This window comes from Glycomyces albidus (assembly GCF_009451885.1).
In the GTDB taxonomy this organism is placed as follows: domain Bacteria; phylum Actinomycetota; class Actinomycetes; order Mycobacteriales; family Micromonosporaceae; genus Glycomyces; species Glycomyces albidus.
In genome coordinates, this window is sequence record NZ_WIAO01000001.1 from 271,914 (window position 1) to 297,220 (window position 25,307).

The 25,307-nt window shown below is 71.4% G+C and carries 20 protein-coding genes; 13 read left to right on the top strand and 7 right to left on the bottom strand.

The window, feature by feature from the left end:
- Positions 1-27: 27 nt before the first annotated feature.
- The 5 genes from aztD to GFD30_RS01310 all read left to right on the top strand — a co-directional run bounded on the left by aztD (position 28) and on the right by GFD30_RS01310 (position 5,425).
- Positions 28-1,173: a zinc metallochaperone AztD gene (aztD, locus tag GFD30_RS01290; RefSeq protein ID WP_153023396.1), complete on the top strand. Its 1,146-nt coding sequence runs from the start codon at positions 28-30 to the stop codon at positions 1,171-1,173.
- 306 nt (positions 1,174-1,479) lie between these two features.
- Positions 1,480-2,520, top strand: a complete 1,041-nt coding sequence (tsaD, locus tag GFD30_RS01295; protein ID WP_322632815.1) for a tRNA (adenosine(37)-N6)-threonylcarbamoyltransferase complex transferase subunit TsaD — start codon at positions 1,480-1,482, stop codon at positions 2,518-2,520.
- A gap of 105 nt (positions 2,521-2,625) precedes the next feature.
- Positions 2,626-2,766, top strand: coding sequence for a hypothetical protein (locus GFD30_RS01300; RefSeq protein ID WP_153023397.1), 141 nt, complete (start codon positions 2,626-2,628; stop codon positions 2,764-2,766).
- A 24-nt stretch (positions 2,767-2,790) separates the two neighbouring features.
- The gene (gene rocD / locus GFD30_RS01305) at positions 2,791-3,987 is read left to right on the top strand and encodes an ornithine--oxo-acid transaminase (RefSeq protein ID WP_153023398.1); all 1,197 of its coding nucleotides are present in this window, start codon (positions 2,791-2,793) and stop codon (positions 3,985-3,987) included.
- 184 nt (positions 3,988-4,171) lie between these two features.
- Positions 4,172-5,425 (top strand): serine hydrolase domain-containing protein, encoded by a 1,254-nt coding sequence (locus GFD30_RS01310; protein ID WP_153023399.1) that lies wholly within the window; start codon positions 4,172-4,174, stop codon positions 5,423-5,425.
- 198 nt (positions 5,426-5,623) lie between these two features.
- Here GFD30_RS01310 and GFD30_RS01315 read toward each other — a convergent pair whose 3' ends face one another.
- From GFD30_RS01315 to pip, 3 genes are all read right to left on the bottom strand, one after another.
- The gene (locus GFD30_RS01315) at positions 5,624-5,794 is read right to left on the bottom strand and encodes a DUF397 domain-containing protein (RefSeq protein ID WP_153023400.1); all 171 of its coding nucleotides are present in this window, start codon (positions 5,792-5,794) and stop codon (positions 5,624-5,626) included.
- Positions 5,795-5,973: 179 nt separating this feature from the next.
- Positions 5,974-6,402, bottom strand: coding sequence for a GNAT family N-acetyltransferase (locus tag GFD30_RS01320; protein WP_153023401.1), 429 nt, complete (start codon positions 6,400-6,402; stop codon positions 5,974-5,976).
- 150 nt (positions 6,403-6,552) lie between these two features.
- Positions 6,553-7,512 carry a prolyl aminopeptidase gene (gene pip, locus GFD30_RS01325; protein ID WP_322632816.1) on the bottom strand — a complete coding sequence of 320 codons (960 nt, stop codon included), beginning with the start codon at positions 7,510-7,512 and terminating at the stop codon, positions 6,553-6,555.
- A 46-nt stretch (positions 7,513-7,558) separates the two neighbouring features.
- Here pip and GFD30_RS01330 point away from each other — a divergent pair, with 46 nt between their 5' ends.
- The gene (locus GFD30_RS01330) at positions 7,559-8,032 is read left to right on the top strand and encodes a MarR family winged helix-turn-helix transcriptional regulator (RefSeq protein WP_322632817.1); all 474 of its coding nucleotides are present in this window, start codon (positions 7,559-7,561) and stop codon (positions 8,030-8,032) included.
- Between the two features lie 244 nt (positions 8,033-8,276).
- On the opposite strand, the gene GFD30_RS01335 is transcribed toward GFD30_RS01330, so the two are convergent.
- Positions 8,277-10,355, bottom strand: a complete 2,079-nt coding sequence (locus GFD30_RS01335) for an alpha/beta hydrolase-fold protein (RefSeq protein ID WP_153023402.1) — start codon at positions 10,353-10,355, stop codon at positions 8,277-8,279.
- A 533-nt stretch (positions 10,356-10,888) separates the two neighbouring features.
- On the opposite strand from GFD30_RS01335, the gene GFD30_RS01340 reads away from it, so the two are divergent.
- Positions 10,889-13,747, top strand: a complete 2,859-nt coding sequence (locus GFD30_RS01340; RefSeq protein ID WP_227995702.1) for a helix-turn-helix transcriptional regulator — start codon at positions 10,889-10,891, stop codon at positions 13,745-13,747.
- Positions 13,748-13,818: 71 nt separating this feature from the next.
- Here the strand turns inward: GFD30_RS01340 and GFD30_RS01345 are convergent, their stop codons facing one another.
- Both GFD30_RS01345 and GFD30_RS01350 read right to left on the bottom strand, forming a co-directional pair.
- Positions 13,819-15,030, bottom strand: a complete 1,212-nt coding sequence (locus tag GFD30_RS01345; protein ID WP_153023403.1) for a cytochrome P450 — start codon at positions 15,028-15,030, stop codon at positions 13,819-13,821.
- A gap of 496 nt (positions 15,031-15,526) precedes the next feature.
- Complete coding sequence (locus GFD30_RS01350) at positions 15,527-16,957, bottom strand: FAD/NAD(P)-binding protein (protein WP_153023404.1); 1,431 nt, start codon at positions 16,955-16,957, stop codon at positions 15,527-15,529.
- 189 nt (positions 16,958-17,146) lie between these two features.
- Between GFD30_RS01350 and GFD30_RS01355 the strand changes: the two genes are divergently transcribed.
- The 4 genes from GFD30_RS01355 (at position 17,147) to GFD30_RS01370 (ending at position 22,233) form a co-directional block, all read left to right on the top strand.
- Positions 17,147-18,250, top strand: a complete 1,104-nt coding sequence (locus GFD30_RS01355) for a helix-turn-helix transcriptional regulator (RefSeq protein WP_153023405.1) — start codon at positions 17,147-17,149, stop codon at positions 18,248-18,250.
- 707 nt (positions 18,251-18,957) lie between these two features.
- The gene (locus GFD30_RS01360) at positions 18,958-20,148 is read left to right on the top strand and encodes an NAD(P)/FAD-dependent oxidoreductase (RefSeq protein ID WP_153023406.1); all 1,191 of its coding nucleotides are present in this window, start codon (positions 18,958-18,960) and stop codon (positions 20,146-20,148) included.
- A 106-nt stretch (positions 20,149-20,254) separates the two neighbouring features.
- Entirely contained in the window at positions 20,255-21,262 is a 1,008-nt protein-coding gene (locus GFD30_RS01365) for a helix-turn-helix transcriptional regulator (RefSeq protein WP_194201809.1), read from the top strand.
- Between the two features lie 89 nt (positions 21,263-21,351).
- Positions 21,352-22,233 carry a polysaccharide deacetylase family protein gene (locus tag GFD30_RS01370; RefSeq protein WP_153023408.1) on the top strand — a complete coding sequence of 294 codons (882 nt, stop codon included), beginning with the start codon at positions 21,352-21,354 and terminating at the stop codon, positions 22,231-22,233.
- A gap of 18 nt (positions 22,234-22,251) precedes the next feature.
- Here the strand turns inward: GFD30_RS01370 and GFD30_RS01375 are convergent, their stop codons facing one another.
- A complete protein-coding gene (locus GFD30_RS01375) occupies positions 22,252-22,857 on the bottom strand; it encodes a dihydrofolate reductase family protein (protein ID WP_153023409.1) in 606 nt (201 codons plus the stop codon).
- A 359-nt stretch (positions 22,858-23,216) separates the two neighbouring features.
- On the opposite strand from GFD30_RS01375, the gene GFD30_RS01380 reads away from it, so the two are divergent.
- Both GFD30_RS01380 and GFD30_RS01385 read left to right on the top strand, forming a co-directional pair.
- A complete protein-coding gene (locus GFD30_RS01380) occupies positions 23,217-24,434 on the top strand; it encodes an FAD-dependent monooxygenase (protein ID WP_153023410.1) in 1,218 nt (405 codons plus the stop codon).
- 34 nt (positions 24,435-24,468) lie between these two features.
- Positions 24,469-25,188 (top strand): TetR/AcrR family transcriptional regulator, encoded by a 720-nt coding sequence (locus GFD30_RS01385; protein WP_153023411.1) that lies wholly within the window; start codon positions 24,469-24,471, stop codon positions 25,186-25,188.
- The last annotated feature ends 119 nt before the right edge of the window (positions 25,189-25,307 follow it).

The window sequence follows — 25,307 nt, forward strand, 5'->3', positions numbered from 1 at the left end:
CATCGACCACAGGAAAGTGATGTACACATGAGCATTCGCGCACTCGCGGCGCCTTCACTGGCGGCCGCCGGCCTGCTGCTCGCGGCCTGCTCCGCACCCGCCGAGGAGACCGCGGACGAGCGGTCCGCGGAGGTCGCCGACGCCGTCGTCGTCACCTATGACGGCGGCCTCTACGTCCTCGACGGCGAGACCCTCGAGGTCGCGGCAGACCTCCCTCTCGAAGGTTTCAACCGGCTCAACCCCGCCGGCGACGGACGGCACGCCCTCGTCTCCACCTCGACCGGATTCCGGGTCCTCGACGCGGTCGCGGCCGAACTCACCGAAGACGAGTTCGCCGCGCCCGAGCCCGGCCATGTCGTCAACCACGCCGGCGTCACCGTGCTGTTCTCGGACGGCGCCGGGGAGGTCACCGTGTTCGACCCCCAGGAGCTGGGGGACGGTCTGCCCGACACGCAGACCTTCACCACCGAGCACCCGCACCACGGTGTCGCCGTCCAGCTCGAGAACGGCGAGCTGCTGGTGACCCACGGCGACGAGGAGACCCGCACCGGGATCCAGATCCTCGACGCCGAGCGCAACGAGATCGCCCGCAGCGAGGAATGCCCTGGCGTGCACGGGGAATCGGCCGCGATGAACGAGGCCGTCGTCGTCGGCTGCGAGGACGGCGTCCTCATCTACCGGGACGGCGCCATCACGAAGGTCGACAGCCCGGACGAGTACGGCCGCATCGGCAACACGCGAGGACACGAGGACTCCCCGTACATCCTCGGCGACTACAAGGTCGACCCCGAGGCCGAACTGGAGCGCCCCGAACGCGTGTCGATCATCGACACCGAGACCGGCGAGCTGCGGCTGCTCGACGTGGGGACCAGCTACAGTTTCAGGTCCCTCGGCCGCGGTCCCGCCGGCGAAGGCCTGCTGCTGGGCACCGACGGCGCGCTCCACGTCATCGACATGGCGAACGCCGCGGTCGTCGAGTCGATCCCGGTGGTCGAGGCGTGGGAGGAGCCGCTCGAGTGGCAGGAGGCCCGCCCCACCCTCTTCGTGCGGGGCGGCACCGCTTACGTCACCGAGCCGGCCGCCTCGAAGATCTACGCGGTGGACCTCGCGACCGGCGACATCACCGCCGAAGCGGAGCTGCCGAACCCGGCCAACGAAGTGACCGGAGTCTGAACGGGCGCCTACCGACCCGGCCGCCGCAGGCTTCTCCGTGAAGCCCGCGGCGGCCTTGTCTTCGGATGAATCGCCCGGGGACGGCGCATCCGGGGCCACCGGGGACGGCGCGCGTCGTTCTCCGCGTCGCTGCAGGGCACCGGCCCCCGGAGTGAGGCGGCCGTCGAGTGCCGTTGTTGCAAGTATCTGGCAATAGTAAGCTGATGGCGATACTGCTCCGATCACGAAGGACCCGCTGGTGTACACGACCTCGGCCCCACCGGGCCCGCATCGTCTCGACGCCGCCGACTCCCGAGAAGCGAACGCGTGAGCGGGACGGTCCCCCCGGTGGTGCTCGGGATCGAGTCGTCATGCGACGAGACCGGCGTCGGGCTGGTCGCGGGCGGGAAGCTCCTCGGTGAATGCACCGCCACGAGCATGGACCGGCACGCGCGCTTCGGCGGCATCGTGCCCGAGGTCGCCGCCCGAGCGCACCTGGAGTCGTTGGTCCCGACCGTGCGGACGGCACTCGAGCGCGCCGGAATCGGGAAGGGCGACGTGGACGCGGTCGCGGTGACCGCCGGGCCCGGCCTGGCGACCGCGCTTGCGGTGGGGATCGCCGCCGCGAAGGCGTACGCGATCGCGCTCGGCGTTCCGCTCATCGGCGTCCACCACCTCGCCGGGCACATCGCGGCCGACACCCTCGAACACGGGCCGCTGCCCGAGCGCAGCGTCGGGCTGGTCGTCTCCGGCGGCCACACCTCGCTGCTCATGCTCGGCGATCTTGCCCGCGACCCGATCGTCCACCTCGGCGACACCGCCGACGACGCCGCCGGGGAGGCGTTCGACAAGGTCGCGCGGCTCCTGGGACTCGGCTACCCGGGCGGTCCCGCGCTCTCCGAGGCGGCCCTCGACGGCGACCCCGCCGCGATCCGCTTCCCCCGGGCGTCGGTCGGGAAGTACGGGTTCTCCTTCTCGGGGTTGAAGAGCGCGGTCGCCCGCCGGGTCGAGGCCGCCGACGGGCCGCCGCCGGCCGCCGACGTCGCCGCCTCGTTCCAGGAGGCGGTGTGCGACGTGCTCACGGCCAAGGCCGTCGCCGCGTGCACCGATCACGGCGTCGACACGCTCGTGATCGCCGGCGGCGTGGCCGCCAACGGGCGGCTCCGCGAACTCGCCGAGGCCCGCTGCGCCGAGCGCGGCATCACGCTGCGCGTCCCCGCGCCGCGTCTGTGCACCGACAACGGCGCCATGATCGCCGCCGTCGGCTCCATGCTCGTCGAGGCCGGAGCACCCTGGGCGCCACCGGGCCTCGGAGCCGACTCCTCCGCGCCGCTCACCGCTGCACTCCTGCACCCGAGTGCACGTTGACGACGCTCGCGAAAAGATTCCACACGAAACCACATTCGCCACGCTTCCAACGGAAACCCCGCGTGCGCATACTGTGGCTCACGAGTCGCCCCTGAGAGGAGCGCCATGGACCGAGAGCCGGGCCCGACGATCGCCGACCTCGCCGCCGAGACCCCGCCGGGCGGTGAACGCCGCGAGGCGGTGCGCGGCCTGCGCCGCACGGTCGCGGCCGTTCCGCTCGAATCCGAAGCGCCGCAAGCCGGCTGACACCCGCCCACCGAGAGGAAGTCCATGAACCGTGCGAGCGATCTGACCGCACTCGAGCACCGCTACGGCGCGCACAACTACCACCCGCTGCCGGTGGTCCTGGCCGAGGGCGAGGGCGCCTGGGTCACCGACACCGAGGGGAACCGCTACCTCGACTGGCTCGCGGCCTACTCGGCGCTCAACTTCGGGCACCGCCACCCGCGCCTCGTCGCGGCGGCGAAAGCGCAGCTCGACCGGCTCACGCTCGCATCGCGCGCCTTCCGCACGGACGCACTCGGCCCCTTCCTGTCCGCCCTGGCCGAACTGTGCGGCAAGGACGCCGTCCTGCCCATGAACACCGGCGCCGAAGCCGTCGAGACCGCGATCAAGGCCGCCCGCAAATGGGGCTACACCCGCAAGGGCGTCGCGGCCGGAAACGCGCGGATCGCGGTCTTCGACGGCAACTTCCACGGCCGCACCACCACCATCGTCGGCTTCTCGTCCGACCCCGACTCCCGCGAGGGCTTCGGGCCCTTCGCCGGCGGATTCGACTCGGTGCCCTACGGCGACATCGACGCCCTCGGCGCCGCCATCGGACCCGACACCGTCGCCGTCCTCATCGAACCCGTCCAGGGCGAGGCCGGCGTCATCGTCCCGCCGGCGGGGTACCTCCGCGCCGTGCGCGAGGCCTGCGACGCGAACGGCGTCCTGATGATCGCCGACGAGATCCAGTCCGGCCTGGCCCGGACCGGGCACACGTTCGCCTGCGACCGCGAGCAGGTCGTCCCCGACGTCTACCTGCTCGGCAAGGCCCTCGGCGGCGGCATCGTCCCGGTCTCGGCGGTCGCGGCCGACCGCGAGGTCATGGACGTCTTCACCCCCGGCACCCACGGCTCCACCTTCGGCGGCAACCCGCTCGCCGCCGCCGTCGGGACCGAGGTGGTCGCCATGCTCGCCACCGGCGAATGGCAGGCCCGCGCCCTGGAACTGGGCGAGCACCTCGAAGGCGCGCTCACCGGGATCGAAGGCGTCGACGAGGTGCGAGTGTGCGGACTGTGGGCGGGCATCGACCTCGCCGCAGGGGGCCCGACCGCCCGGGAGGTGTGCGAACGCGCGGCGCGGATGGGCTTGCTGTGCAAGGAGACCCACGACCGGACCGTGCGCGTCGCACCGCCGCTGGTCATCGAACCGGACGAGATCGACCGCGGCGTCGCGATCCTGGAGCAGGCGATCGGCGGCTGATCGGGGCGCTCGGGCTGGCCGACCGAAGTCGACGGTCCGTGCCCGGACGCATCAGCGCTTCCGGTGAGCAGCGCCTCCTCCGACTATCGAAGGAGGCGCTGCGCTTCCGATCCTCCTTGCGTCGTATATGAAGTTCCTTCCCATTGCGGTGGTTCGGGATGGCGCGCTTCAATAGCGTTGCAGCATGCGCACATACCTCCCCATCGCGGGCGCTCTCGCGCTCGCGCTCATCGCACTCCCCGCCTCTGCCGCCGGCGCGGCGCCCTCCGGCGGACTCGACGAAACACTGCTCGACAAGGAACTCCAGGAGCTCTACTCGGTCGCCGACCACTCCATCACGGCTGAGGTCCGCCTCGGCGACGAGACCTGGGCCGAAGCCATCGGCCCCAGAAAGGTGAACGGCTCCGGAGGCGGCGTCGACGAGGACGACCGGGTCCGGATCGCGAGCCTCACCAAGTCGATGGTCTCGGCGGTGCTCCTCCAGCTCCAGTCCGAAGGCGAGGTCGACCTCGACGACACCATCGGCGACCATCTCCCGGGGCTCCTCCCGTACGAGAACGAACCGACCATCCGCCAGGTCATGCAGCACACCGGCGGCCTGCGCGACTACTTCGTGTACCTCTACCCCTCGCTCCTGGAGAACGACATGAGCGACGTGTACGAGGGCTACCGGAACGACTACGCGCCGGAAGAGCTCGTCGCGATGAGCACCGCGGACCCGCTGCTGTTCGAGCCGGGCACCGGCTACTCCTACTCGAACACCGGCTACATGGCCCTCGGCGTACTCGTCGAGCACCTCACCGGGGACGAGCTGCACGAGGTCCTCGACGAGCGCGTCTTCGAGCCGGCCGACCTCGACGACACCTACCTGCCGAAGGACGGTTCGTCCGGCATCCGCGGCGCGAACCCGGTGCCGTACATGACGACCGGCGAGGCCGACCACCCGTACTTCGACACCACGAGGCTCTCGAACGACCAGCTGTGGGCCGCCGGAGCCGTCGTCTCCACCATGGAGGACGTCAACGACTTCTACGACGCCCTGCTCGACGGCACGCTCCTGACCGGCGCCGAACTGGCCGAGATGACGGACTTCCACGACGCCGGCGAGGACGGCCTGTACGGGCTGGGACTGGCCGGCCTCCCGCTGCGGTGCACCGACGGCCCTGCGGAGACCTTCGTCGGCCACACCGGCGGCGGACTCGGGCACATGACCTACTCGTTCCACTCCCTCGACGGTGACAAGCAGGCCACCTTTACATGGAACATCGACGACCGCCACGGCGCGGCCGACCCGGAAGCGCTCACCTGGGCACTCGTGTCACTCCTCGCCGCCGGACTGTGCGGCATCGATTTGGGGGCGATGCCGGCCGATGCGGAGGAACGCGCCGAGGCGATGACCGCAGCGGTCTCCTTTGCAGAGCCGACGCTCCTCGGCTGAGACTCCTGGACCGGGATCCCTCGATTGGGACTCCTCGACTGGGATGATGACCGGCCCGGACGGGTCCTTCCGGCGGTCGTACCGCCGTGGACCCGTCCGAGACCCCGGCGCATGGAACCGCCCTGTGTCGGCAAGCGTCGCCGCGAAAGGCCCTGCCACGGCCCACGCAGAACCACGTGGGCCGGGACGTACCTGTGATCAGGACTTGGTCATGCGCAGCAGACCGGCCAGGTCACTGCCGGTCAGGTCGAAGACCGGTGACCGTTCGTCCAGCTTGCTATCGCGAATCTGGAATCCTTCGGCCGTACTGCGCAGTTCAACGCAGGCGTTCTGGCCTGCACTGCGGGTTGACTTTCGCCATTTCGCCATCGCGTACTCCTCTCCGACGAACCAGCGATGACTGTATCGCAGGAGCATCCATGATAATCAATTGCACGCTGCGTCAGCATCGTTCAGAGAGAATTCGAGAACGGGCGATTCGCGTCCTATACGAAGTCGCTATCCGGTTGCGGCAATCCCGGCTGAGAACGTCGGTTCGCATACGATGCCTAGTCGAGTTCCACAGCGAAGTGAAAAGCCATGATGGTCAGTCGCTCCCGCATGTAGAAGCGGTGGGCGTCGCGCCGGTGCGTTCCTGAGTCCAGATGGAGTGCAGTGCAGCCGAGTTCACGAGCTCGCCGCTTCAGGTCCTCCAGAAGGGCGTGTCCGACTCCGGTCGACCGCGCCTCCGAAACCGTGACGAGGTCGTCGACATAGAGCATCCGCCGCCGATTCGTGTTCGCGACAGTGCGCCAGCCCGCCACCCCCACGCAGCGCCCTTCCGAGTACGCCGCGGTGAATCGCAGTCCCTGTCCATACCCCTCGTCGTATACGGCGATGAAGTCCCCGGCGCTCAGATCCGGGCGCAGTTCTCGGAGGACGGGCAGCAGTTCTGCGGTGAGCCGGGCGTCTCCGGGCTCGATGTCGATGATCTCCATCGCAGGATTGTACGAAGGCCGGCCCGCGGCGAACCGGACCGCAGGATGCCCCGCAACGGAAGAGCACCGCGCTGCGCCGCATCAAGCTCGCCGGCCGGGCGGCTGCTCCGCCGGTCTCCGAGGAGGGCCCGGCCGGGACGGTGGTGCCGCCTACCGGCCCCAAAACCTGTCCGTGGCCGCCACGAGGGCGTCGGCGGTCGTGCCTCCCGAGGCGTCGTGGCCCTCGTTCTCGATCAGGACGAGTTCGGCGTCCGTCCAGACCTGCGCGAGGTTCCACGCGATGTCCGCCGGACCGCTGATGTCCAAGCGGCCGTGGATGAGCACGCCGGGGATTCCGGCGAGCCTGCCGGCTTCGCGCAGGAGCTGCCCGTCCTCCAGGAAGCCGGCGTGCCGCCAGTAGTGGGTGACGAGGCGCGCGAACCGCATCCGGAACGGCGGCTCCTCGAACCGGGGGTCGGGCTCGTGATCGGGGGCGGTCGAGACGTGCACGTCCTCCCACCGGCACCATTCGCGCGCCGCCCGGTCCCGCACGGCGGGATCGGGGTCGGCGAGCATCCGGGCGTACGCCGCCGCCAGGTCGCCGTCGCGCTCGGACTCGGGGACGACGTCGCGGAAGCGGGCCCACTCCTCGGGGAAGATCCGGCCCATGTCCCGGGTGATCCACTCGACCTCCCGGCGGCTGGTGTTGGTGACGCTGAACAGCACCAGCTCCGACACGCGGTCGGGATGCCGCTCGGCGTACGCGAGCCCGAGCGTGGTCCCCCACGAGCCGCCGAGGACCAGCCAGCGGTCGATGCCGAGATGCTCGCGCAGCAGCTCGATGTCGGCCATCAGGTGCGCAGTGGTGTTGGCGGCCAACGAGGTCTCCGGGTCGGCCGCATCAGGGGTGCTGCGCCCGCAGCCGCGCTGGTCGAAGACCACGATGCGGTAGGCCGCCGGGTCGAACATCCGCCGCCAGAGCGCCCCCGCTCCGGACCCGGGCCCGCCGTGGAGCGCCAGCGCGGGCTTGCCCTCGGGGTTGCCGCTGACCTCCCAGTACACGCGGTTGCCGTCGCCGACGTCGAGCATGCCGTGCTCGTAGGGCTCTACCGGGGGATAGAAACTGCTCACGGACGTCTCCTCGAGAAAGATGTAACAGTGCTGTTAGATTACCAGTGTGAAGACGCAACCCGACTCCGACGCCGTCGGCACCCTGCTTCGCCACGTCCTGGACCTGCTCGAAGGCGATGTGGCCGCGGTCTACCGGGATCAAGGACTCCCCGAGTACCGCCCCAGGTTCTCCCCGGTCGTCCGGGTCCTCGCGGCCGAAGGCCCGCTCTCGATCCGGGACCTGGCCGCGGCGATCGGCGTCACGCACTCGGCCGCGAGCCAGACGGCGGCGCAGATGTCGCGCGCCGGCCTGGTCACCCATGCCTCCGACCCGGGCGACCACCGCCGCCGGCTGGTCGCACTGACCCCGAAGGCGCGGGCCCTGCTCCCCCGGATCTCCGAGGAATGGAAGGCGACGGCGGCGGCGATGGCCGATCTGGACGCCGAGCTGTCGACACCGTTGGGCCTCTTGCTGAAAGAAGCGGCCGAGGCGCTCCATCGACGGCCGCTTCGCGAACGGATCGCCGAACGGAGCCGCTGAACCGGATTCGCCCGCCGGCGCAGATCCGAAGCGGCGGTTCAGCGGTCGAGGCGCCCTCCGGGCAGCCGAACCCGGACGGGGTGGTCGACCGCTCCGGCGTCGGGGATCCCGGTCGGGAGGCGGCGGCCGCCGCCCTGCTCGGCACGACTCGTGGCCGGGGTCGGCGCGCCGTCGCCGTCCCGTGCGACTCGGTCGCGCTTCTGGGCTGCGTCCGGGGCCGGCCGTGACCGGCCCCGGACGTGCGCTAACTGTCGGCCGTGAACAGGCGCGGGAGGAAGTCGATCAGCGACTTCTGCCAGACGTCCCAGCTGTGCGGACCGGCGATGATGGGTGCGAACTCGTGCTCGATGCCGCGGCTCTCCATCGCCGCGATCAGGTTGAGCGTGGGAACGTAGGTGAAGTCCTGGCGGTCGCCGGAGTACACCCGGAGCAGCTCGGTGCCGGCGTTGACGGCGTCGACGTCGGTGCCCGCGGGCGGACTGCCGAAGGCCGACATCGCTCCGATGTAGGCGAACTCGCCGGGGTGTGCCCACAATGTGCTGAGGGTGTGCCCCGAGCCCATGGACAGGCCGGCCAGCGCGCGCAGGCGCGGGTCGGCGCTCACGTTGTACCGCTCCTCGGCCGTCGGGGCGATGCGTGTCGTCATCTCGGTCGGGAAGTCGACGCCGTTGCCGTTGGCCATCACCACGACCATCGGCACCATGGTGCCCTGCCGGTAGTGGTTGTCGAGGATCCGGTCGACATGGCCGACCTCGAGCCAGTCCGTCCACGTCTGCCCGCCGCCGTGCTGGAGGTAGAACACCGGGTACGGCTCGGCGCGGTCGGCGTCGTAGTCCGGCGGCGTCCAGACGTAGGCCGAGCGCTCCTGCTCTCCGGCGGTGCTGGTGTAGCTCATGACGCTCACCTCGCCGCGCTCGTCGGCGGGCACCTCTGCGGTGTAGCGGCCGCGGAGGGTGTCGCCGGCGACGGTGAACGTGCTCCAGGCGGGTTCGGAGAACACCGACGTCGGGTTGCCGGGGTCCTTCTGGTCGACGCCTTCGACCTCGAACTTGTAGTAGTACGAGCCGCCTTCGAGCGGCATCGTCAGGCGCCACGAGCCGTCGTCCTGCCGGGTCATCGGTGTGCGCGGCCAGCTTCCGGCGGGTCCGAAGTTGCCCCAGACGGTGACCCGGGAGGCGTCGGCGAACTCGGGGCCGGCCTCGAAGGTGACGACGCCGTTCTCGTCGATCCAAGGTGTGGGGGTCGTGCCCGGTGCGGGAACCTCGCGGGCGGTGAAGGGGAGGTGTCCCGCGCTCGGACCGCCGTCGCCGGCGGGCCGGAACAGGCGCTGGGCGAAGTCGTGCAGGCCCGCCTGCCAGGTCTCCCAGGTGCCGCCGAAGGCGGGGTTGGATCCGTCCGACTGGAACTCGACACCGGCCGCGGTGAGCTTGGCCTCCAGCGCGACGACGTCGTCGTAGGCGGGGTCGGTGACGTTGCCGCCGTACACGCGGATGAGGTCGGTGCGGTCGTTGATCTGGCGTGCCTTGCCGTGGCTGATCCGCTCGTCGAAGCCGCCCGAGAACGACCCGACACCGGTGAACGTCCCGGTGGCGGCGGTGAGCGTCTCCAGCGCGAGCTCGGCTCCCCTGCCGATGCCGGCGATGGCGCGGTCGCACGGCTGGGAGGAGACGTGGAACGCCTCTTCCGCGGCGGGCACGAGTTCCTTGGTGAGGTCGTGCTTGACCGAGAGTCCGTCGCTGTCGGCCATGACGACCACCATCGGCTCGGCGTCGCCGTCGAGCACGAGGTTGTCGAGGATCTGCTTCAGTCGGCCCAGTTCCGCCCACTCGCGGTGGCTCTGGCCCTCGTCCTGCAGCAGGTAGAGCGCGGGGTACGGCTCGGCGCGGTCCGGGTCGTAGCCCGGCGGGGTCCAGACGAGCGCTTCGGAGCCGGCGCCTCTGCCGTACTCGAGGGTCGCGAACTCGCCGCCGCCGTCGACGTCGGCGAGCCATTCCGCGCCCGGACCGGGCACGAACAGGGTCGTGAGGTTCGGTTGCGACGTCACTTCCCGGTCGGTCTCGGGGTTGCGGAACGCGACGGCCTCCTCGTCGGGGGCGGTGCGCACCGCGTACTGGTAGTAGTACAGGCCCGGCTCGAGCGGGCCGATCGTGGCGACGCGGTTCGCGTCGCCGTCGGCGTTGAACTCGGTCCAGGACCTGCCCGGCCCGAAGTTGCCCTGCACGGTGACCTGGCCGTCCTCGACGCCCGTCACCTCGCTCATGACCTCGGCGGGCACGGTGAAGCGATACACGTCCTCCACTGGGTTGTCCGGTACTTCGGTCACCCACGGATCGCTGCTCACGGCCGCTGTCGCGGAGGGGGCCGCCAGGAATGCGCCCGCACCCACCGTCGCCGCCGCCACGGCGGCGAGCACTGCGGTGGGGCCGGGGCGGTCCGGCGGGACCGTCCGTCGTGCGTGAGACTCCATCATCGTCGTCTTCCTCTTGTGCGCTGCTTCTCGACCGGCCGGGAGGGGCGACCGGATCGAACGTCCACACCAGGCTTATATACCGATAAATCAATGTCAAGAGGTCACGGCCCGCATTCGCGCGGAAGCCACGCTCCGGACGAGGTGTTCACCTGCCGTGCGACACAACCCGTGACGGCAGCGGGCCACCGGGGCTGACGGGGCCGGACTGGCGGGCGATGACCGCCGCCTGCGGGCGACGCGCCGGTCTGCGGAAGCGACCACCGGTCGTGATCGAAGGCGCCGTCCCGTGGTCGGCAGAACGCCGGAACGGTCCGCACGTCCAGGCCCTCCCGCGGAACCTGAACCAGGGCCCGACTGAGGCTCATGTCGCGGGCTATCGTGGCGGCATGTCGCTGGTGGGAAGAGACGACGAGCTGAGGCGGATCGAACGACTGCTGGCGGAAGCGCGCGCCGAGCGCGGTGGAGCGCTGGTGGTGCGGGGAGAGGCGGGCGTCGGGAAGTCGGTCCTGCTCGACCGCGCGGTGTCGGTGGCGAAATCCGAAGGCTTCCAAGTGGTTCGCGGCATCGGGGTCGAATCCGACTCCGAGCTGGCGTACGGGGGCCTGCATCAGCTGTTGTTTCCGCATCTGGACCGGTTGAAGACGCTGCCGGAGCCGCAGGCCGCGGCATTGCGCGGTGCCTTCGGGCTGGCCGAAAACGGTGAGCCGAGCCGGTTCCTGATCTCCGCCGGCACCTTGGCGCTCCTGGCGGACATTGCCGAGGAGGCCCCGCTGCTCTGCGTCGTCGACGACCTCCAGTGGTTCGACCAGGGCTCTGCGGAAGCGCTGCTCTTCGCCGCTCGCCGCTTCGGAGCCGACCCGGTCGCGATGCTGTTCGCGGTGCGCGAGACGTCGATGCCGTTCGAGACTCCCGGTGTCGAGGTGTTGCCGCTGTCCGGCCTCGCGGCGAGCGACGCCGCCCGGGTACTCGACGAGCATGCTCCGGACCTCGCCGACCCGTTGCGGGCCCGCGTGCTCGAGGAGTCGGGCGGCAACCCGCTTGCGATCATCGAGCTCGGATCGATCCGACGCCGGACCGATGAGATCGACTTGTCCGACCTGGCCGGAACGGTCGGCACACTGCCGGTTCCCGCCCGCGTCCAAGAACTGTTCCGCCGCCAGATCGCCGAGCTTCCCGACGCGACGCGACGAGCGCTCCTGGCCGCCGCGGCCGACTCCACGGCGCCGGTCGAGACGGTCCTGCACGTGGTCGAAGCCCTCGGCGGTGCCGCCGCCGACCTGGAACCCGCCGAGCGCGCCACCTTGGTCTGCATCGGGACGCGCGTCGTGTTCCGGCATCCGCTGGTGCGGGCGGCCGCCTACCGGGGCGAGCCGCTGCATCGACGGGTCGAGGTGCACCGGGCGTACGCCGACGCGCTGATGGACGACACGGACGCCGACCGCCGCGCTTGGCACCTCGCCGCTGCCGCAACCGCTCCCGACGAGACGGTGGCGGTCGAACTCGAAGGCGCCGCCGAACGCGCCCGGCACCGCGGCGGCGCGATGGCGGTGTCCCTCGCCTACGAGCGTGCCGGCCGACTCAGCGTGGACGCCAAGCTGAAAGCCCGGCGGATCGCCAGGGCCGCCCAGGCCGCGTTCGACGCGGGCAAGCCCGACCGAGCCGCTCGGCTGGCGGCCGAAGCGCTGTCGCTGACCGCCGACCCGGACATCCGAGCCGAGGCCATCTACGCCCAAGGCGCCGTGGCCTACGAGCGGACCTCGCCGCGGACCGACGCGGAGCTGACGATCGAAGCCGGCGCCCTGGTGCGCGACACCAACCCCGAGCATGCCGCGCTCACGCTCTACGAAGCCGTGCACGCCGCCAGGCACGGGGCGGCCCACGACCTCCTCCAACGCGCCGCGGACCTGTTGCGCGAGTTCACGCCGCCCCCGCACTGGGCCGCCGTGGTCGCCGCGCTGCTCGCTTGGGAGGACCTGTTCTCCGGACACCCGAAGCCGGCCGTCGGCCCGATGCGCGAACTTCTCGACGCCGCACCGGCTGGCGACCTCGACCTGACGCACCAGATGACCGCGGGCATCGGCGGCCTCCTGATCGCCGCCGACGACGAGGCCGTCACCGTATCCGAGGCCATGCTCGCCCACGTCCGGGCGACCGGGGCCCTGGGCTGGGTCCCCTACGTCCTCAACATGCTCGCGGTGGCGCGGCTGCTCCGCGGCGAGTTCGCCGACGCCCGCGCGCATGTCGCGGAAGGCGCAGCCGTCAGTGCGGAGTTCGGCAACGCGACCGAGCAACTGGCCCACCGGTCGCTGGAGGTGTGGCTCCACGCCGTGTCGGGCGAGGAGTCCCGCTGCCGATACCTGGCCGCCGCAGTGCTTCCCGACGCTCAGAGCCGGCACCGGGTGAACGCGGAGATCGCGTCATGGGGCCTGGCGATGCTCGACCTCTCCGTCAAACGGTTCGAGACCGCCCTCGAGGCACTCGAGCAGGTCTGCCGCGGTCCCGCCCGCCGCGACGTGCTGATGCGCGCGGTGCCCGACCTGGTGGAGGCGGCCGTGCGCAGCGGCGCGCCGGACCGGGCGCGCGAAGCGCTGGCGGAGTTCACGCACTGGTCTGCGCAGGTCGACCGCCCGGTCACCACCGGGCTCGAGCTGCGCTGCCGCGCGCTCTTGGCCGATGGCGACGAGGCCGAAGCGCTCTACAGCGAGGCCGTGCGGCTCCATGCGCGCTGCGGCGGCCCGTACGACCACGCTCGCACCAGGCTGGTCTTCGGCGAATGGCTGCGTCGGCACCGCAGGCGCACGGAAGCCCGTGCCCACCTCGAGGCGGCTGCCGCGGGGTTCGAGCGCATCGGTGCGACCCTGTGGGCCGAACGCGCCCACGGCGAACTCGCCGCCTTCGGCGGCGCCCGGACCGAGCATCGCGGCACCGGCCCCCTCGCCCTGCTCACCCCGCAGGAGCTGCAGGTCGTGCACCTGGCCGCTGCCGGGTACACCAACAAACAGATCGCCGCGCAGCTCTACCTCAGTCCTCGCACCGTCGGCCACCACACGACGCGATCACCTGGGCCAAGCAGGCCTCCAAGGCCCTGCGAAGCCGAGTCGAGGTCCGCGCCTTCCAAGAGGCGCCCCCCGCGTAAGCACCCGAAGCCTCGAACGGCTTCAGGCCGTGGACTTTCGCCCGGTTCGGGGATGACCTGGTCGTCGATGACCACGCAGCGTGCGGTCAAGAGGGTCTCGAAGTCTTGAATCTGATTCACATCAATGACAACCAGACCCTCTCTTGCTGGTCACGCCCGGCCGGATGAGCGAACAATCATCTAGGCACGGCGAGCCACCACGGCCCGGAACCGCTTCGGCGCGGTGACCGCGCCCCACTGGCGTCGCGGCGCGCCCGGCCGCGTCGTGACCGTCCGGTCCGCGAGCAGGTCGGCGGCGGTCTCCAGCACCGCGTTCGAGATGTGGACTCCGGTGCAGATGCGCGGACCCGCGCCGTAGGGCAGGTACGCGTGCGGGTCGTGGACGTCAGAGGCGAGCCACCGCGCCGGATCGAACCGGCTCGGGTCCTCGCGCCACCAGCGCGGGTCCGTGTGGAGCAGGAGCGGACTGAGGAAGACCGAGTCGCCCGCCGGGACCGTGACGCCGCCGAACCCGGTGTCCTCCAAGAGGATTCGGCTGGTGAGCGTCACCGCCGGATAGACCCGCAGGGTCTCCCGCACGACGGCCCGGTTCCAGTCCTCGCGGCCCACCTCCTCCGGCCGGGCGAGGTCGTGGGCGGCATGAGCGGTCAGCAGCCACGCCAGGCCGGTGCCGCCGACCGTGTACAGGTTCTCGAGATTGATCGAGAGCGACTGCGCGACTTCGAGGTCGGAGAACGCCGGCCGGTCGCCGTCGCGGGCGTCCAGGAGCAGATCGAGCAGGTCCGAGGGCGCCTCCTCGGCGTCCCGGATCGCGCGTCGCGCGCCGACGTGTGCGATGAGGGCCTCGATCCACGCGTCGTTCGCGCGGCGGCGGCGGCGCGTCAGCGAGGACAGCCAGTCGGGAAGTTGGACCGAGGCCGAACCCGCTTGCAGAAGGAGGTCGCCTACGGCGACGAAGGCGTCCCGCAGGTCGCACTCCAGGTCACGGACGAAGATACCGCCGGCCGCGTCGAGTACGGCGTGCTCGCAGTCGGCGAGACGGATCGGCGATCGCCCGGGGGCGTCCAGGAATCGCTGGAGGGAACTGCGGATGACCGGTGCAGTCCGTTCGGCGACCTCGCGGCCGAGGCGATGCCACTGGGCGGTGCGCCTGGTGGCCATCCACGTCTCGACGCGATCGCGCAGGAGCGGTCGCTCCGCGATCTTCTCGGGCGGTGTCGGCGCGTCGACCCGGGTCTCGCGGTTGGTGCGGGCCAGCGCCCAGTGGACCCATGCGGGGTGGGCGAGCACGACCTTGCCCGGTGCGAAGGCGAACACGTCGCCGTATTCGTTCCGCAACCGCTTGAGGCATGCGATCGGGTCGCGGTCGAAGTCGTCGGGGGGAAGGCCCAACGGCCGCCGTGCCGGTCCTGGGAGAGGTACGGCCGAATCCCGTGAATCAGCTTTGCTCAGGGGAGTCGGACGAATGTCGGCACTGCGACCGTTGGGATTCATCTTTAGAGCCAGTAGTGCCAGGCGTACCAGCCGCGGGTGCCCTGCTTGCCTCCGACGGCGCGTACGGCGGCTGCCTTGACGAGACTGCGCATGTGTCCTCCATTCATCCGGGCGACTAGAAGCCGCTTCGAGATTCGTGCGTCGAGTAGATCAGCCGGCGGCTGCGGAATCGAGGCGGAGAACCGGCGGGAAGGCGGCAGGAATCGCGCCGGAGAGCCGGCTGTGGCCGTTCATCCGCAAGACGATCCTGCGGTACTTGCGCGGCTTGTAGCCGGCCGCCCGAGAGCGGCCGATGCGCCTGCGGTGCCGATCTCATGAACCTGTGCCAGGTGCCGGAGGGCCGGCCGCAAGCCTGTCGGGCTCGCCGCGCGGCGGCGCGCGGCGAGCTCGACGGTCAGAGGTGCAGCAGCGCTTCTCGGAAGGCCTGCACCGCTCGTGCGGCCTGGGCGGCGACTCCGGGGATGCTGGAGGTCAGGAACAGTCCGCCTGCGGCGAGGTCGCCGACGACGTGGAGCCGCGGGTCGGCCGCGTTCAGTCCGCCCTCCGGGCCCGTTGTCGCGAGGCCGGCCGCGAGGAGGGCCGCGACCAGCTCGGCGGCGCCGCTCGGCACCGACTGCGGCGCCGGGTTCACCGCGTTCAGGACCACGTCGGCGGACGCCTCGCCGCCGCCGTGCCGAATGCGGAACCGCCCGCCCCGGTGCTCGATCCGTTCGAGCCCGGCGGTGACGGTGAGCTGCCCGGAGTCGAAGAGCCGCAGCATGGCGGCCGCGTTCACCGGCACCATGGGCGAGGCGATGCCCGTCGCCAGCCTGGCGATGCGCCGCACCCGGTCGCGGTCGGCCGCGGCGAGGTGCCGCCACGCGAGCGGGCCCGCCATGTGCGCGGCCTCCTGCAGGAACCTGCGGCCGATACGCGGGTCGTCGACCGCATCGAGCTGGGATCGCAAACGCTCCGCCGGGTCCTGCGACGGCGACGCCAGCAGATCCGACGCGAACGCGGAGAAGTCCTCGCCGGCCTCTGCGAGCTCCTTGCGCAGCAACCCGATCAGGTCGTCGATCGTGACACCGCCGCGCTCGCGGGCCAGCGCGGCGACCCGCTCGCCCGTCATGTGCTGGGGACGCCGGTCGACCGGCCGCTGCCAGACGTGCGGGAGCGTCCCGCCGCGCGACAGCAGCCCGATGCGGCCGGTGTGGCCGCGGGCGGCCAGGGACACGACGATGTCCACGGCGGTGAGGCCGCTGCCGATGACGGCGACGTCGGCGCTCGCGGGCACGGTGTCGAGCGTGCGGGCCAGCGGGTACGGATCGGCCGCGAATCCCGGTGCGCCCGTGAGCTTGTAGTGGTCGCGCGGGGTGCCTGCACCTACGCAGAGCACCACCCGGTCGGCACCGAACTCGCGCCCGTCCTCGGTCCGGACGGCCAGCCGGTCTCCGGCTCGCGCGATCGCGATGACGCGCGCGGCGACCGCCTCGACGGTGCCGCCGCGCTCGCGCAGCACGCGCGACGCCGCCTCCGCAGTGTCCACTAGGTACTGTCCGTACATCGCTCGTGGGATCAGGGGCCGGTCGAGCCGCTCGTCGAGGTGGTCTCGTCCCCGCTCTCCCAGCCAGGCCGAGAAGTGCCCGAAGTCGCCGTGCCGGATCGACATGATGGCGGGCGGGGCGTTGACCAGGACCGAGTCGAGGTCCGGGCTGTAGGGCCGCCCCCGCCACAGGTGCGGGGACGGCTCGAACACCGTGATCGACGCCGTTCCTTCGGATTCGGCGGCCAATGCGTCCAGTACGCCGACCGCGGCGGCGCCTGCTCCGATGATGGCGATGTCCATGGTGGTTTCCTCTCGTGTTCCTCGAGGTCTCCGGCTCGGGCCGGGACCGCCTCAAATCTGGCCCGGGCGGGCGCCGGCGCCCATCCCGCAGGTGCGGGCGGCCGCGCCGCGCCGACCCCCGCAATCGAGGGATGGGCGATGTCGGCCGGGCGGGGCAGACTGGGGGTTCCGTACGACTCCGGAGGACTGATGACCGACTCGCGACTGCTCACCGAACTGGCGTCGACGGCGGATCGGGCGGCGGATGCGCTGGACCTGTTCACCCGGACGTCCGCCAGGTTGCGGCGGAGCGTCCCGTTCGATGCGGCCGTGTGGGCCGCGACGGACCCTGACACGGGTCTCATCACGGCGCCGATGCTCGTGGAGAACCTCGGTTCGAGCGAACGGTGCGGCGAGTACTGGGAGAGCGAGCTGCTGGAGGAGAACGTCGCCTCCTTCCGGGACCTCGCCCGCGCCGCCGTCCCCGCGATCGGTCTGCGGGTGGCGACCGGCGATTCGCCCGCGCGCAGCGCCCGGTTCCGGCGGCTGCTGCAGTACCAAGGGGTGCACGACGAGCTGCGGGCCGTGTTTCGGATCGGCGACCGGCCGTGGGCGGTGGTGAGCCTGTTCCGCATGGGCGCGGGCGCTCCGTTCGGTGCGGAGGAGACCTCGCTGATCGCCGACCTCTCGACTCCGCTCGCGGCGCGGCTGCGCCGGTTCGCCCGCCTGCCGGCGACCGGTGCCGGCGCGCCCGCGCCGGGTCTGATCCTGTTCGACGGCTCGGGCGAGGCCACGTCGATCAATGCCGAGGCGCTGCATCACCTCTCGTTCCTGCCCGACGGCCCTTCGGTGCCCTCCGCGCTCGGCCTGCGGCTCCCGATCTGGCTGGCGGCCACCGCGATGCAGGCGCGCGCCATCGCCGAGGGCCGCGACCGGGGCGTCGCGCGTATGCGCATCCGCACCGTCGACGGCCGGTGGCTGACGTGCCGGGCCTCGTGCCTGACCGGCCCGACCGGGCTCGGGCCGGTCGCGCTCGTCATCGAACCGGCCGCCGCGGCCGACCTGGTGGAGATGATCGCCGAGGCCTACGGGCTCACGGCGCGCGAACTGGAGATCGCCCGCCTGGTCGCGCTGGGCCGGCGCACCGCGGACGTCGCCGCCGAGCTGTTCATCTCCGCGCACACGGTGCGCGACCACCTCAAGGCCGTGTTCGCGAAAGTCGGGGTCTCCAGCCGAGGCGAACTGGTCGCGCGCCTGTTCACCGGTTCGAGTCCGGCCGCCGGTCGTGAACGGGTGCCGTTGGAAGCCGCTTAGGGCGGTCCTTGAACCGGTGAAGCTGCTCGACCGGCCCGGCCGTGCACGAGACGGCGGTGCGCTGCGGCCGGTTGCGCGTCGGCTCGGCGCACTCGAGATATCCGGTCGAGCTCGACGTGGGCCGCGGCATGCGGGGTTTCGCGGTGGTCCGCAGCTCTGATCGGGTCGCGGGGCGATCGATCCGCTCGACGGTCTTTGTCCACTCTCGAGGGCCGAGGCCCGGTGTCCGGGCTCCGGCCCTCGGTGCGGGGGCGCGCGGTCAGTCCCAGGGGCTGTCGCGGCGGGCGTCGGGGTGGCGGTATTCGCGGTCGCGCATGGGGTTCCTCCTCTCGAACGGTGTCCCTCCCGTACCCGGTGCATCGGAGCTCGCGTCGTGCGCGTACGCCGGGCTCGACTGCCGGTGCCGCACGGGTGCGGGTGGTGGCCATTGCATCGGGTCGAGGCGCGGATGCGAAGGGCTCGTTGGAATCCGCTGGAACCCGGCCGTCTCGCCGAACCGATCCCGTGGCGTCCTGTACTCCCCCACCCGCGCGACCGACCGCGCATGAGGTCCCGGTGAACTGCCGAAGCGGGGAGCACCCGAGCGACGACGATCGGCCCAGTACCGGCCGGCGCGCAATGCCGGGGCGTCGGGCATCGGGCGGCACCTGTCATGGATCGGGGCGCTGTCTCGTTAAGAGGGTGCAAGACTCAGACAGGAGCCAGACATGAAACACCGCATCATCGTCCTCGGCGCGGGGTACGCCGGGGCGTTCTCCGCCGGCCGGCTCGCCCGCCAACTGCACCCGGACGACGTCGAGATCACCGTGGTCAACGCCGAACCCGACTTCGTCGAGCGGCTTCGCAACCACCAGGCGGCCGCGGGGCAGGAGCTTCCGCGCCGGCCGCTGTCGAAGGTGTTCGCGGGCACCGGGATCCGACTCAAGGTGGCGCGGGTGGCGAGGCTCGACCCCGACCGCCGGACCGTGCACGTCGAAGACAGCCTCGGCACCGACACGCTCGAGTACGACACGCTGCTGTACGCGCTCGGCAGCACGGTCGACGACCACGGTATCCCCGGCGTGCGCGAACACGCCCACCACGTCGCCACCCGGCCCGCCGCGCTTCGCCTGCGCGAGCGCCTGGACGAGCTCGGCGACGGCGGGAGGGTGCTCGTCGTGGGCGGCAACCTGACCGGGATCGAGACCGCCACCGAGCTCGCCGAGTCCCGGCCCGGCCTGCGCATCGCACTCGCCACCAGCGGCGAACTGGGAGGCTGGCTGGGCGACAAGGCACGTCGGCACCTCCTGCGGTCCTTCGAGCGGTTCGGCATCGAGGTGCACGAGCACGCCCCGATCGGTCGGGTCGAGGCGTCGGCGGCGATCGCGGCCGACGGCACGGTCTTCGACACGGACGTGACCGTGTGGGCCGCCGGATTCGCCGCTCATCCCATCGCGGCCGACAGCGGGCTCGCCGTCGAGGAGAACGGCCAGATCACCGTCGACCGCCGGATGCGGTCGGTCTCGCACCCGGAGGTCTTCGCCGTCGGCGACAGCGCGTTCGTCATCGCCGAGAACGGGAAGCCGCTCCCGATGTCGTGCGCCTCGGCCGGCCCGACCAGCAAGCAGGCCATCGCCGGGATCGTCGGCGGCCTCACCGGCCACGAGGTGTCGCTGACGAAGTTCCCGTACATCGGCAACCACATCAGCCTCGGCCGCAAGGACGCGATCTTCCAGCTCGTCGACGGCGACGCGCAGGCCAAGCCGGGCGCGATGCTGGGCGGCTCCGCCGCGCAGGTCAAGACGGCGATCCTCAAGACCGCCGCCTGGAGCGTCGCCCACCCGACCTCCGGCCTTCCCACCCGCAGGCACCGCAGCGCAACAGCCGAGGACAGGACGGTGCGGACCCTTGCCGCATAACACCGTCGACGCGGATGCCGCGGAACGCCTCGAGGCCGGCCGGCGACGGCCGGCCTCGTCGGCATCCCTCCCGCCCGGTTCGACCCTCCAGCCCTCGGAGCCGCCCGTGAACGCCGCTCGTCTCAACGGCACCGTGCCGCCGCACCTGACGCGGCTGCTGGTGGAGGCCGGCGGACTCGCCGGAGTGGAGCCGCGGGCGTTCGCAAGGATCAGCGGCCTGTCGGCGCTGGGAGACGACCGGGTCCGGATCCCGACCCGCTCGATGATGCGGGTCTGGGAGGAACTGTCGGTCGGCCTGCGCGGGGCCGGCGGCGGCACCCGTCCGATCGAACTGTGGCGACCGGGCCGGCTCGGCGCCTGGGACTACCTCTTCACCGCCGCCGGCACCCTGACCGAGGCGTTCGCCGACGCCGACCGGCACTTCACCGCGGTCACCGATCCGCGCGACGCGATGGCGGCGACACGCGACGACGACGGACTGACCATCGTCTACCACGGGCCGTACGAGGAGCTTCCCGTCGTCGGCGAGTTCGCGCTGAGCCTGCTGCTGGCACAGGCCCGCTCCGGGGCGGGCCGGGACCTGCGGCCGACCCGGATCCGGCTGCCCGGCGCGGCCCGCTCCCGCCACCGCGACCTCTCGACCGCGTTCGCCACCCGCGAGATCGAATTCGAGGCGCCGCGGCCATCGATCACGTTCACCGCCGCCGACGCCGAACGACCCTTCCCGCGAGCCGACCCCGCGCTGGCGGCGATCCTGCGCGAGCACGCCCGGCTGACGGTCGCGACCGCCAGACCCGTGCACGGCTGGCTGGACCGGCTCCACGCCGAGATCGACCGCGAGCTCGCCACCGGTGCACCGACGCTGGAACGAGTGGCGCACCGGCTCAATCTCAGCGTCCGCACGCTGCAGCGCCGGCTGCGGGACGAGGACACCACCTGGAGCGCCGAACTCGAACGCATCCGCGCCGAACGGGTCGAGCGGCTGCTCACCACGACCGCGCTGCCGGTCGAGGCGATCGCCGCCCGCGTCGGCTACCGCGATCCCCGAGCCCTGCGCCGCGCCGTCCACCGCTGGCTTGGCCGCGGGCCCGGCGCGGTCCGCGCCGGACGCTGACACGATCCGGTCGACATCGGCGCCACCGGTCCCCTCCGTGTCGTCCGCAGCCCTCCCCGCGCCGCCGCACGGCCCATACCCTTCCGGTCATGAACCAACACGACACCACCGAGAACGAGCTGTACGACTACAGTCCCATCGTCGACCGCGAACCGATCACCTGGCCGGGCGGCGCCCGAGTCGCGTTCTACATCGGACTCAATGTCGAGCACTTCCACCTCGGCAAGCCCTCCACGAGCATCAACGCGGCGACCGCGTCCCTGGTGCCGGACCCGCTCAACCACGGCTGGCGCGACTACGGCGCCAGGGTCGGGATCTGGCGCGTCATGGACACCCTCGACCGCCACGGCATCCGCGCCAGCGTCCTCCTCAACTCCGACGTGTGCGAACGGTACCCGCAGATCATCGAGGCGGGGAACGCCCGCGGCTGGACATGGCTGGCCCACGGCAAGACCAACTCCGAGCTCCCGGCCGAGATCCCCGCCGAAGCCGAACGCGAGTACCTGACCGAGATCCTCGAGACCATCGAGAAGGCCACCGGCCACCGGCCCAGGGGATGGATGGGGCCGGCGCTGAACCACACCTTCCAGACCCCGTCGCTGCTGGCCGAACTCGGCGTCTCGTACCTGCTCGACTGGACCGCCGACGACCAGCCGTTCCGGCTGAAGGTACCGGGACTGCTGAGCGTCCCGTACTCGGTGGAGCTCAACGACATCGGCCTGTTCACGATGAAGAGCCACACCGGCCCGGAGTTCGTCCGGATGCTCGAGGACCAGCTCGACCAGCTCTGCGACGACGCCGCCGACAGCGGCCGGGTCATGGCGCTCGCCCTGCACCCGTTCGTCATCGGCCAGGCGTTCCGCAACCGGTACCTCGACGAGGCGCTCGCGTACATCGCCGGACACGAGGGCGTCTGGCTCACCACCAGCGACGAGATCGCCGACCACTTCGACCGGACCGCGCCCGCCTAGCGCCCGGGCCGGGGTCGGTCAGCGCCGGACCTCGTAGCGCAGGTGCAGGGTTCGAGGGGCCTGGAGCACGCGGACCAGATCGAGTTCGACGTGCTCGGGCGGCAGACCCTCGAACAGCAGCCGGCCCTGGCCCAGCAGCACCGGTCGCAACTGGATCTCGACCACGTCCAGCACGCCGGCTTTGAGGCATTCCTGGGCAGTGTAGGCGCCGTGGAGCATCACGTCGCGGTCGCCGGCCGCCGCCTTCGCCTGCGCCACGCACGACTCGATGCCGTCGGTGACGTAATGGACGCGCTCGTACGGGTTCTCGGGCGGAGCCTGGTGGGTCGGCACGAAGATGGGCACGCCGTCGTGGTGGTCGCCGCCCCAGTAGCCGGCGAAGTCCCCGGTCCGCTTCCCGGTCACGACGGCACCGGTCGCCATCGCCTCGTCGAAGACGATCCGGCTGCCGGGATCGCTCGGACGGAACGCCTGCGGACCGTCCGCCGCGCCGCCCTCGCCGCCGCCCCCGAGCCAGTCCATCAGGCGCATGCCGCCGATGCCGGCGGGATTGTCGGCGTCGTCGTGCGGACCGGTGATGAAGCCGTCCAACGACATCGCCATGTACAGGATCAATTGGGACATCCGTCTTCCTTTCGATTGCGGCCTGCGTCGGAGTCGCGCGCACGGACCACCGATCAGTGCACCCTGCGACCGGCGCGCCGGACAGGACCGGTTGGAATTCGTTGGAATCCGAAGCCGGCGCCCCGCGGTCCGCCGCTCCAAGTCGAGCACATGCGGCTCGTCATCGACGGTGACCGACACCCCGACCGATCGCCTCCGTAGGCGCGGCGGCCTCGATGAAGCCGAGCAGCGCCGTTGACCAGGAAGCCCACCACCGACTCCGGAGCCGCCCGTTCGTAAGTGACACAACGAACTGACCAACAGAACTATTTTAGTCAGTTAGTCTGCTAGGGTCGAGGCAGTCGAGAGAAGGAGTCACCATGAACCAAGCCAAACGCCCCCGCGCACTCGTGGTCGGCCTCGGGATCGCCGGGATGGCGGCCGCGCTGCGGTTGCGGCAGATCGGTTGGGAGCCGGTCGTCGCCGAACGCGCACCGGGGCGCCGCTCAGGCGGGTACTTCATCATGCTGTTCGGCGCCGGGACCGCCTCCGCCCAGCGCCTCGGCGTCCTCGACGCGATCGGCGACCGCAGCCATCCCGAGGTGCGCAACTACTCGGTGAACCGGGCAGGGCGCCGGACCAGCGGTATGAACCCGGCGACCAGCCCCGGCCCGAACCGGCCGCGACTGCTGCTGCGCGGCGATGTCGAACGAGGCCTGTTCGACGCGCTCCCCGAGGACGTCGAGATCCGGTACTCGACCGTCCCGACCCGCATCACCCAGGACGCCGGCGCGGCCGAGGTCGACCTCCACGACACCGCCGCCGACACGGTGAGCACCGAGCGGTTCGACCTGGTGGTCGGCACCGACGGCATGCGCTCGACCGTCCGCCGCCTCGTCTTCGGCCCCGACGACCACCTGCACCCGCTGAACTACATGATCGGCGCGACCCTGCTCGACGGCCCGGTCGAAGGATTCGGGCCGCGCGAGGGCACGATCCTGGCCGAGCCGGGACGATCGGTGTGGACGTTCCCGTTCAAGGACCACGCCCCGAGCCTGCTGTTCTCCTACCGCACCAGCGATGTGGACGCCGAATTCCGGCGCCCCGCAATCGAGTCCATCCGCGCCGCCTTCGGCCCCCAGCCGCCCGGCCCGATCCTCGAGCACCTCTTCACCCGGTTCGAACAGGCCGACGACTACCTGTTCGACTCGGTCAACCAGGTGCGCATGCCGCGCTGGCACCGAGGCCGGGTGGTCCTGGCAGGCGACGCGGCCTGGTGCGTGACCTTGTACGCCGGCATGGGCGCCTCCAGCGGGATCGCCGGCGGCGAACTGCTCGGCACGATGCTCGAACGCCACGCCGGCGACGTGCCCGGCGCGCTCCGAGCATGGGAGGCGCGGCTGCGGCCGTTCATCACCACCGAGCAGGAGTCGGCGTTCACCACTCGTAGACTGTTCACGCCCCACGACCGCAGGGAGCACTTGGTGCGCGCCGTGATGATGCGGGTCATGAGCTCGCCGGCCCTCCGCCGGGCATTGGGGAGGTTCGCGGAGTTCCCGGGCATGGCGCACAAGGCGATCGACATCGCGGCGGCCTGAACCGCCGAACACCACCGAGAAGGACGGACACGAGTTGAGCCAGTTGATCGAGCACCGTTCGCGCAAAGCCGCCCGCGTGCTGGAGAGTGCCCGCGAGCTGGTGCTCGATCACGGCATCCGCAAGGTCACCGTGGCCGAGATCGCGAAGGCCGCCGGCGTCGGCAAGGGCACCGTCTACCTCTACTGGCCCTCCAAAGAGGATCTCATCGTGGGCCTGTTCGCCCGCGACGCGCTGACCGTCATGGAAGCCGTCACCGAGCGCCTCACCGCCGACCCCGCGGCCGTACTCCCCAAGCACCTGGTGTCGCTGCTGATGAGCAGCGGCCGGAAGTCCATGCTCAAGAACCGGCTCACCGCCGGGGACTTCGAGCTCCTGCGGCAACTGGTCCAGCAGTCGGGCGCCCGTGACCTGTTCGCCGGCATCACGCCCGCCGCACTGTGCGAATCGGTCATGCCGCTCCTCCACCGGCACGGGCTGCTCAGGGACGACCGGCCGCTGGCGGACCAGACGTACGCCATGCACGCCATCCTCTCCGGCTTCGGCGCCGCGATCAGGGAACCGGACACCGCTCCGCGTCCCGAGGGCGACCCGGAGGCGATCCTCGCCGACACCGCGGACCGCCTCCTGGGAGCCGCGTCCGCCCCGCCGGAATCAGCTGTCGCCGCGGCCGCCGCAGACGTCGTAGGGGCCTTCGACCGGGCCCGCGAAGCGGTCCTGGAACTCATCGGGCGCACCCAGGTCGACGGGGCCTGACCGCCCGGCTCCAGCACGTCGACGTCATGCTCGCCGGGCTCTGGCTCGAAGGGAGCCGTTCCTCGCTCAGATAAGGATCGCCTTTCGGGCCTCGCGAATCGTTGCGTGCGAGCTCTTCG

Excerpts from the sequence above, each read along its gene's own strand:
- aztD (WP_153023396.1), top strand. The coding sequence starts at position 28 with ATGAGCATTCGCGCACTCGCGGCGCCTTCACTGGCGGCCGCCGGCCTG.
- GFD30_RS01300 (WP_153023397.1), top strand. The coding sequence starts at position 2,626 with ATGGACCGAGAGCCGGGCCCGACGATCGCCGACCTCGCCGCCGAGACC.
- rocD (WP_153023398.1), top strand. The coding sequence starts at position 2,791 with ATGAACCGTGCGAGCGATCTGACCGCACTCGAGCACCGCTACGGCGCG.
- GFD30_RS01310 (WP_153023399.1), top strand. The coding sequence starts at position 4,172 with ATGCGCACATACCTCCCCATCGCGGGCGCTCTCGCGCTCGCGCTCATC.
- GFD30_RS01315 (WP_153023400.1), bottom strand. The coding sequence starts at position 5,794 with ATGGCGAAATGGCGAAAGTCAACCCGCAGTGCAGGCCAGAACGCCTGC.
- GFD30_RS01320 (WP_153023401.1), bottom strand. The coding sequence starts at position 6,402 with ATGGAGATCATCGACATCGAGCCCGGAGACGCCCGGCTCACCGCAGAA.
- GFD30_RS01340 (WP_227995702.1), top strand. The coding sequence starts at position 10,889 with ATGTCGCTGGTGGGAAGAGACGACGAGCTGAGGCGGATCGAACGACTG.
- GFD30_RS01350 (WP_153023404.1), bottom strand. The coding sequence starts at position 16,957 with ATGGACATCGCCATCATCGGAGCAGGCGCCGCCGCGGTCGGCGTACTG.
- GFD30_RS01355 (WP_153023405.1), top strand. The coding sequence starts at position 17,147 with ATGACCGACTCGCGACTGCTCACCGAACTGGCGTCGACGGCGGATCGG.
- GFD30_RS01360 (WP_153023406.1), top strand. The coding sequence starts at position 18,958 with ATGAAACACCGCATCATCGTCCTCGGCGCGGGGTACGCCGGGGCGTTC.
- GFD30_RS01370 (WP_153023408.1), top strand. The coding sequence starts at position 21,352 with ATGAACCAACACGACACCACCGAGAACGAGCTGTACGACTACAGTCCC.
- GFD30_RS01375 (WP_153023409.1), bottom strand. The coding sequence starts at position 22,857 with ATGTCCCAATTGATCCTGTACATGGCGATGTCGTTGGACGGCTTCATC.
- GFD30_RS01380 (WP_153023410.1), top strand. The coding sequence starts at position 23,217 with ATGAACCAAGCCAAACGCCCCCGCGCACTCGTGGTCGGCCTCGGGATC.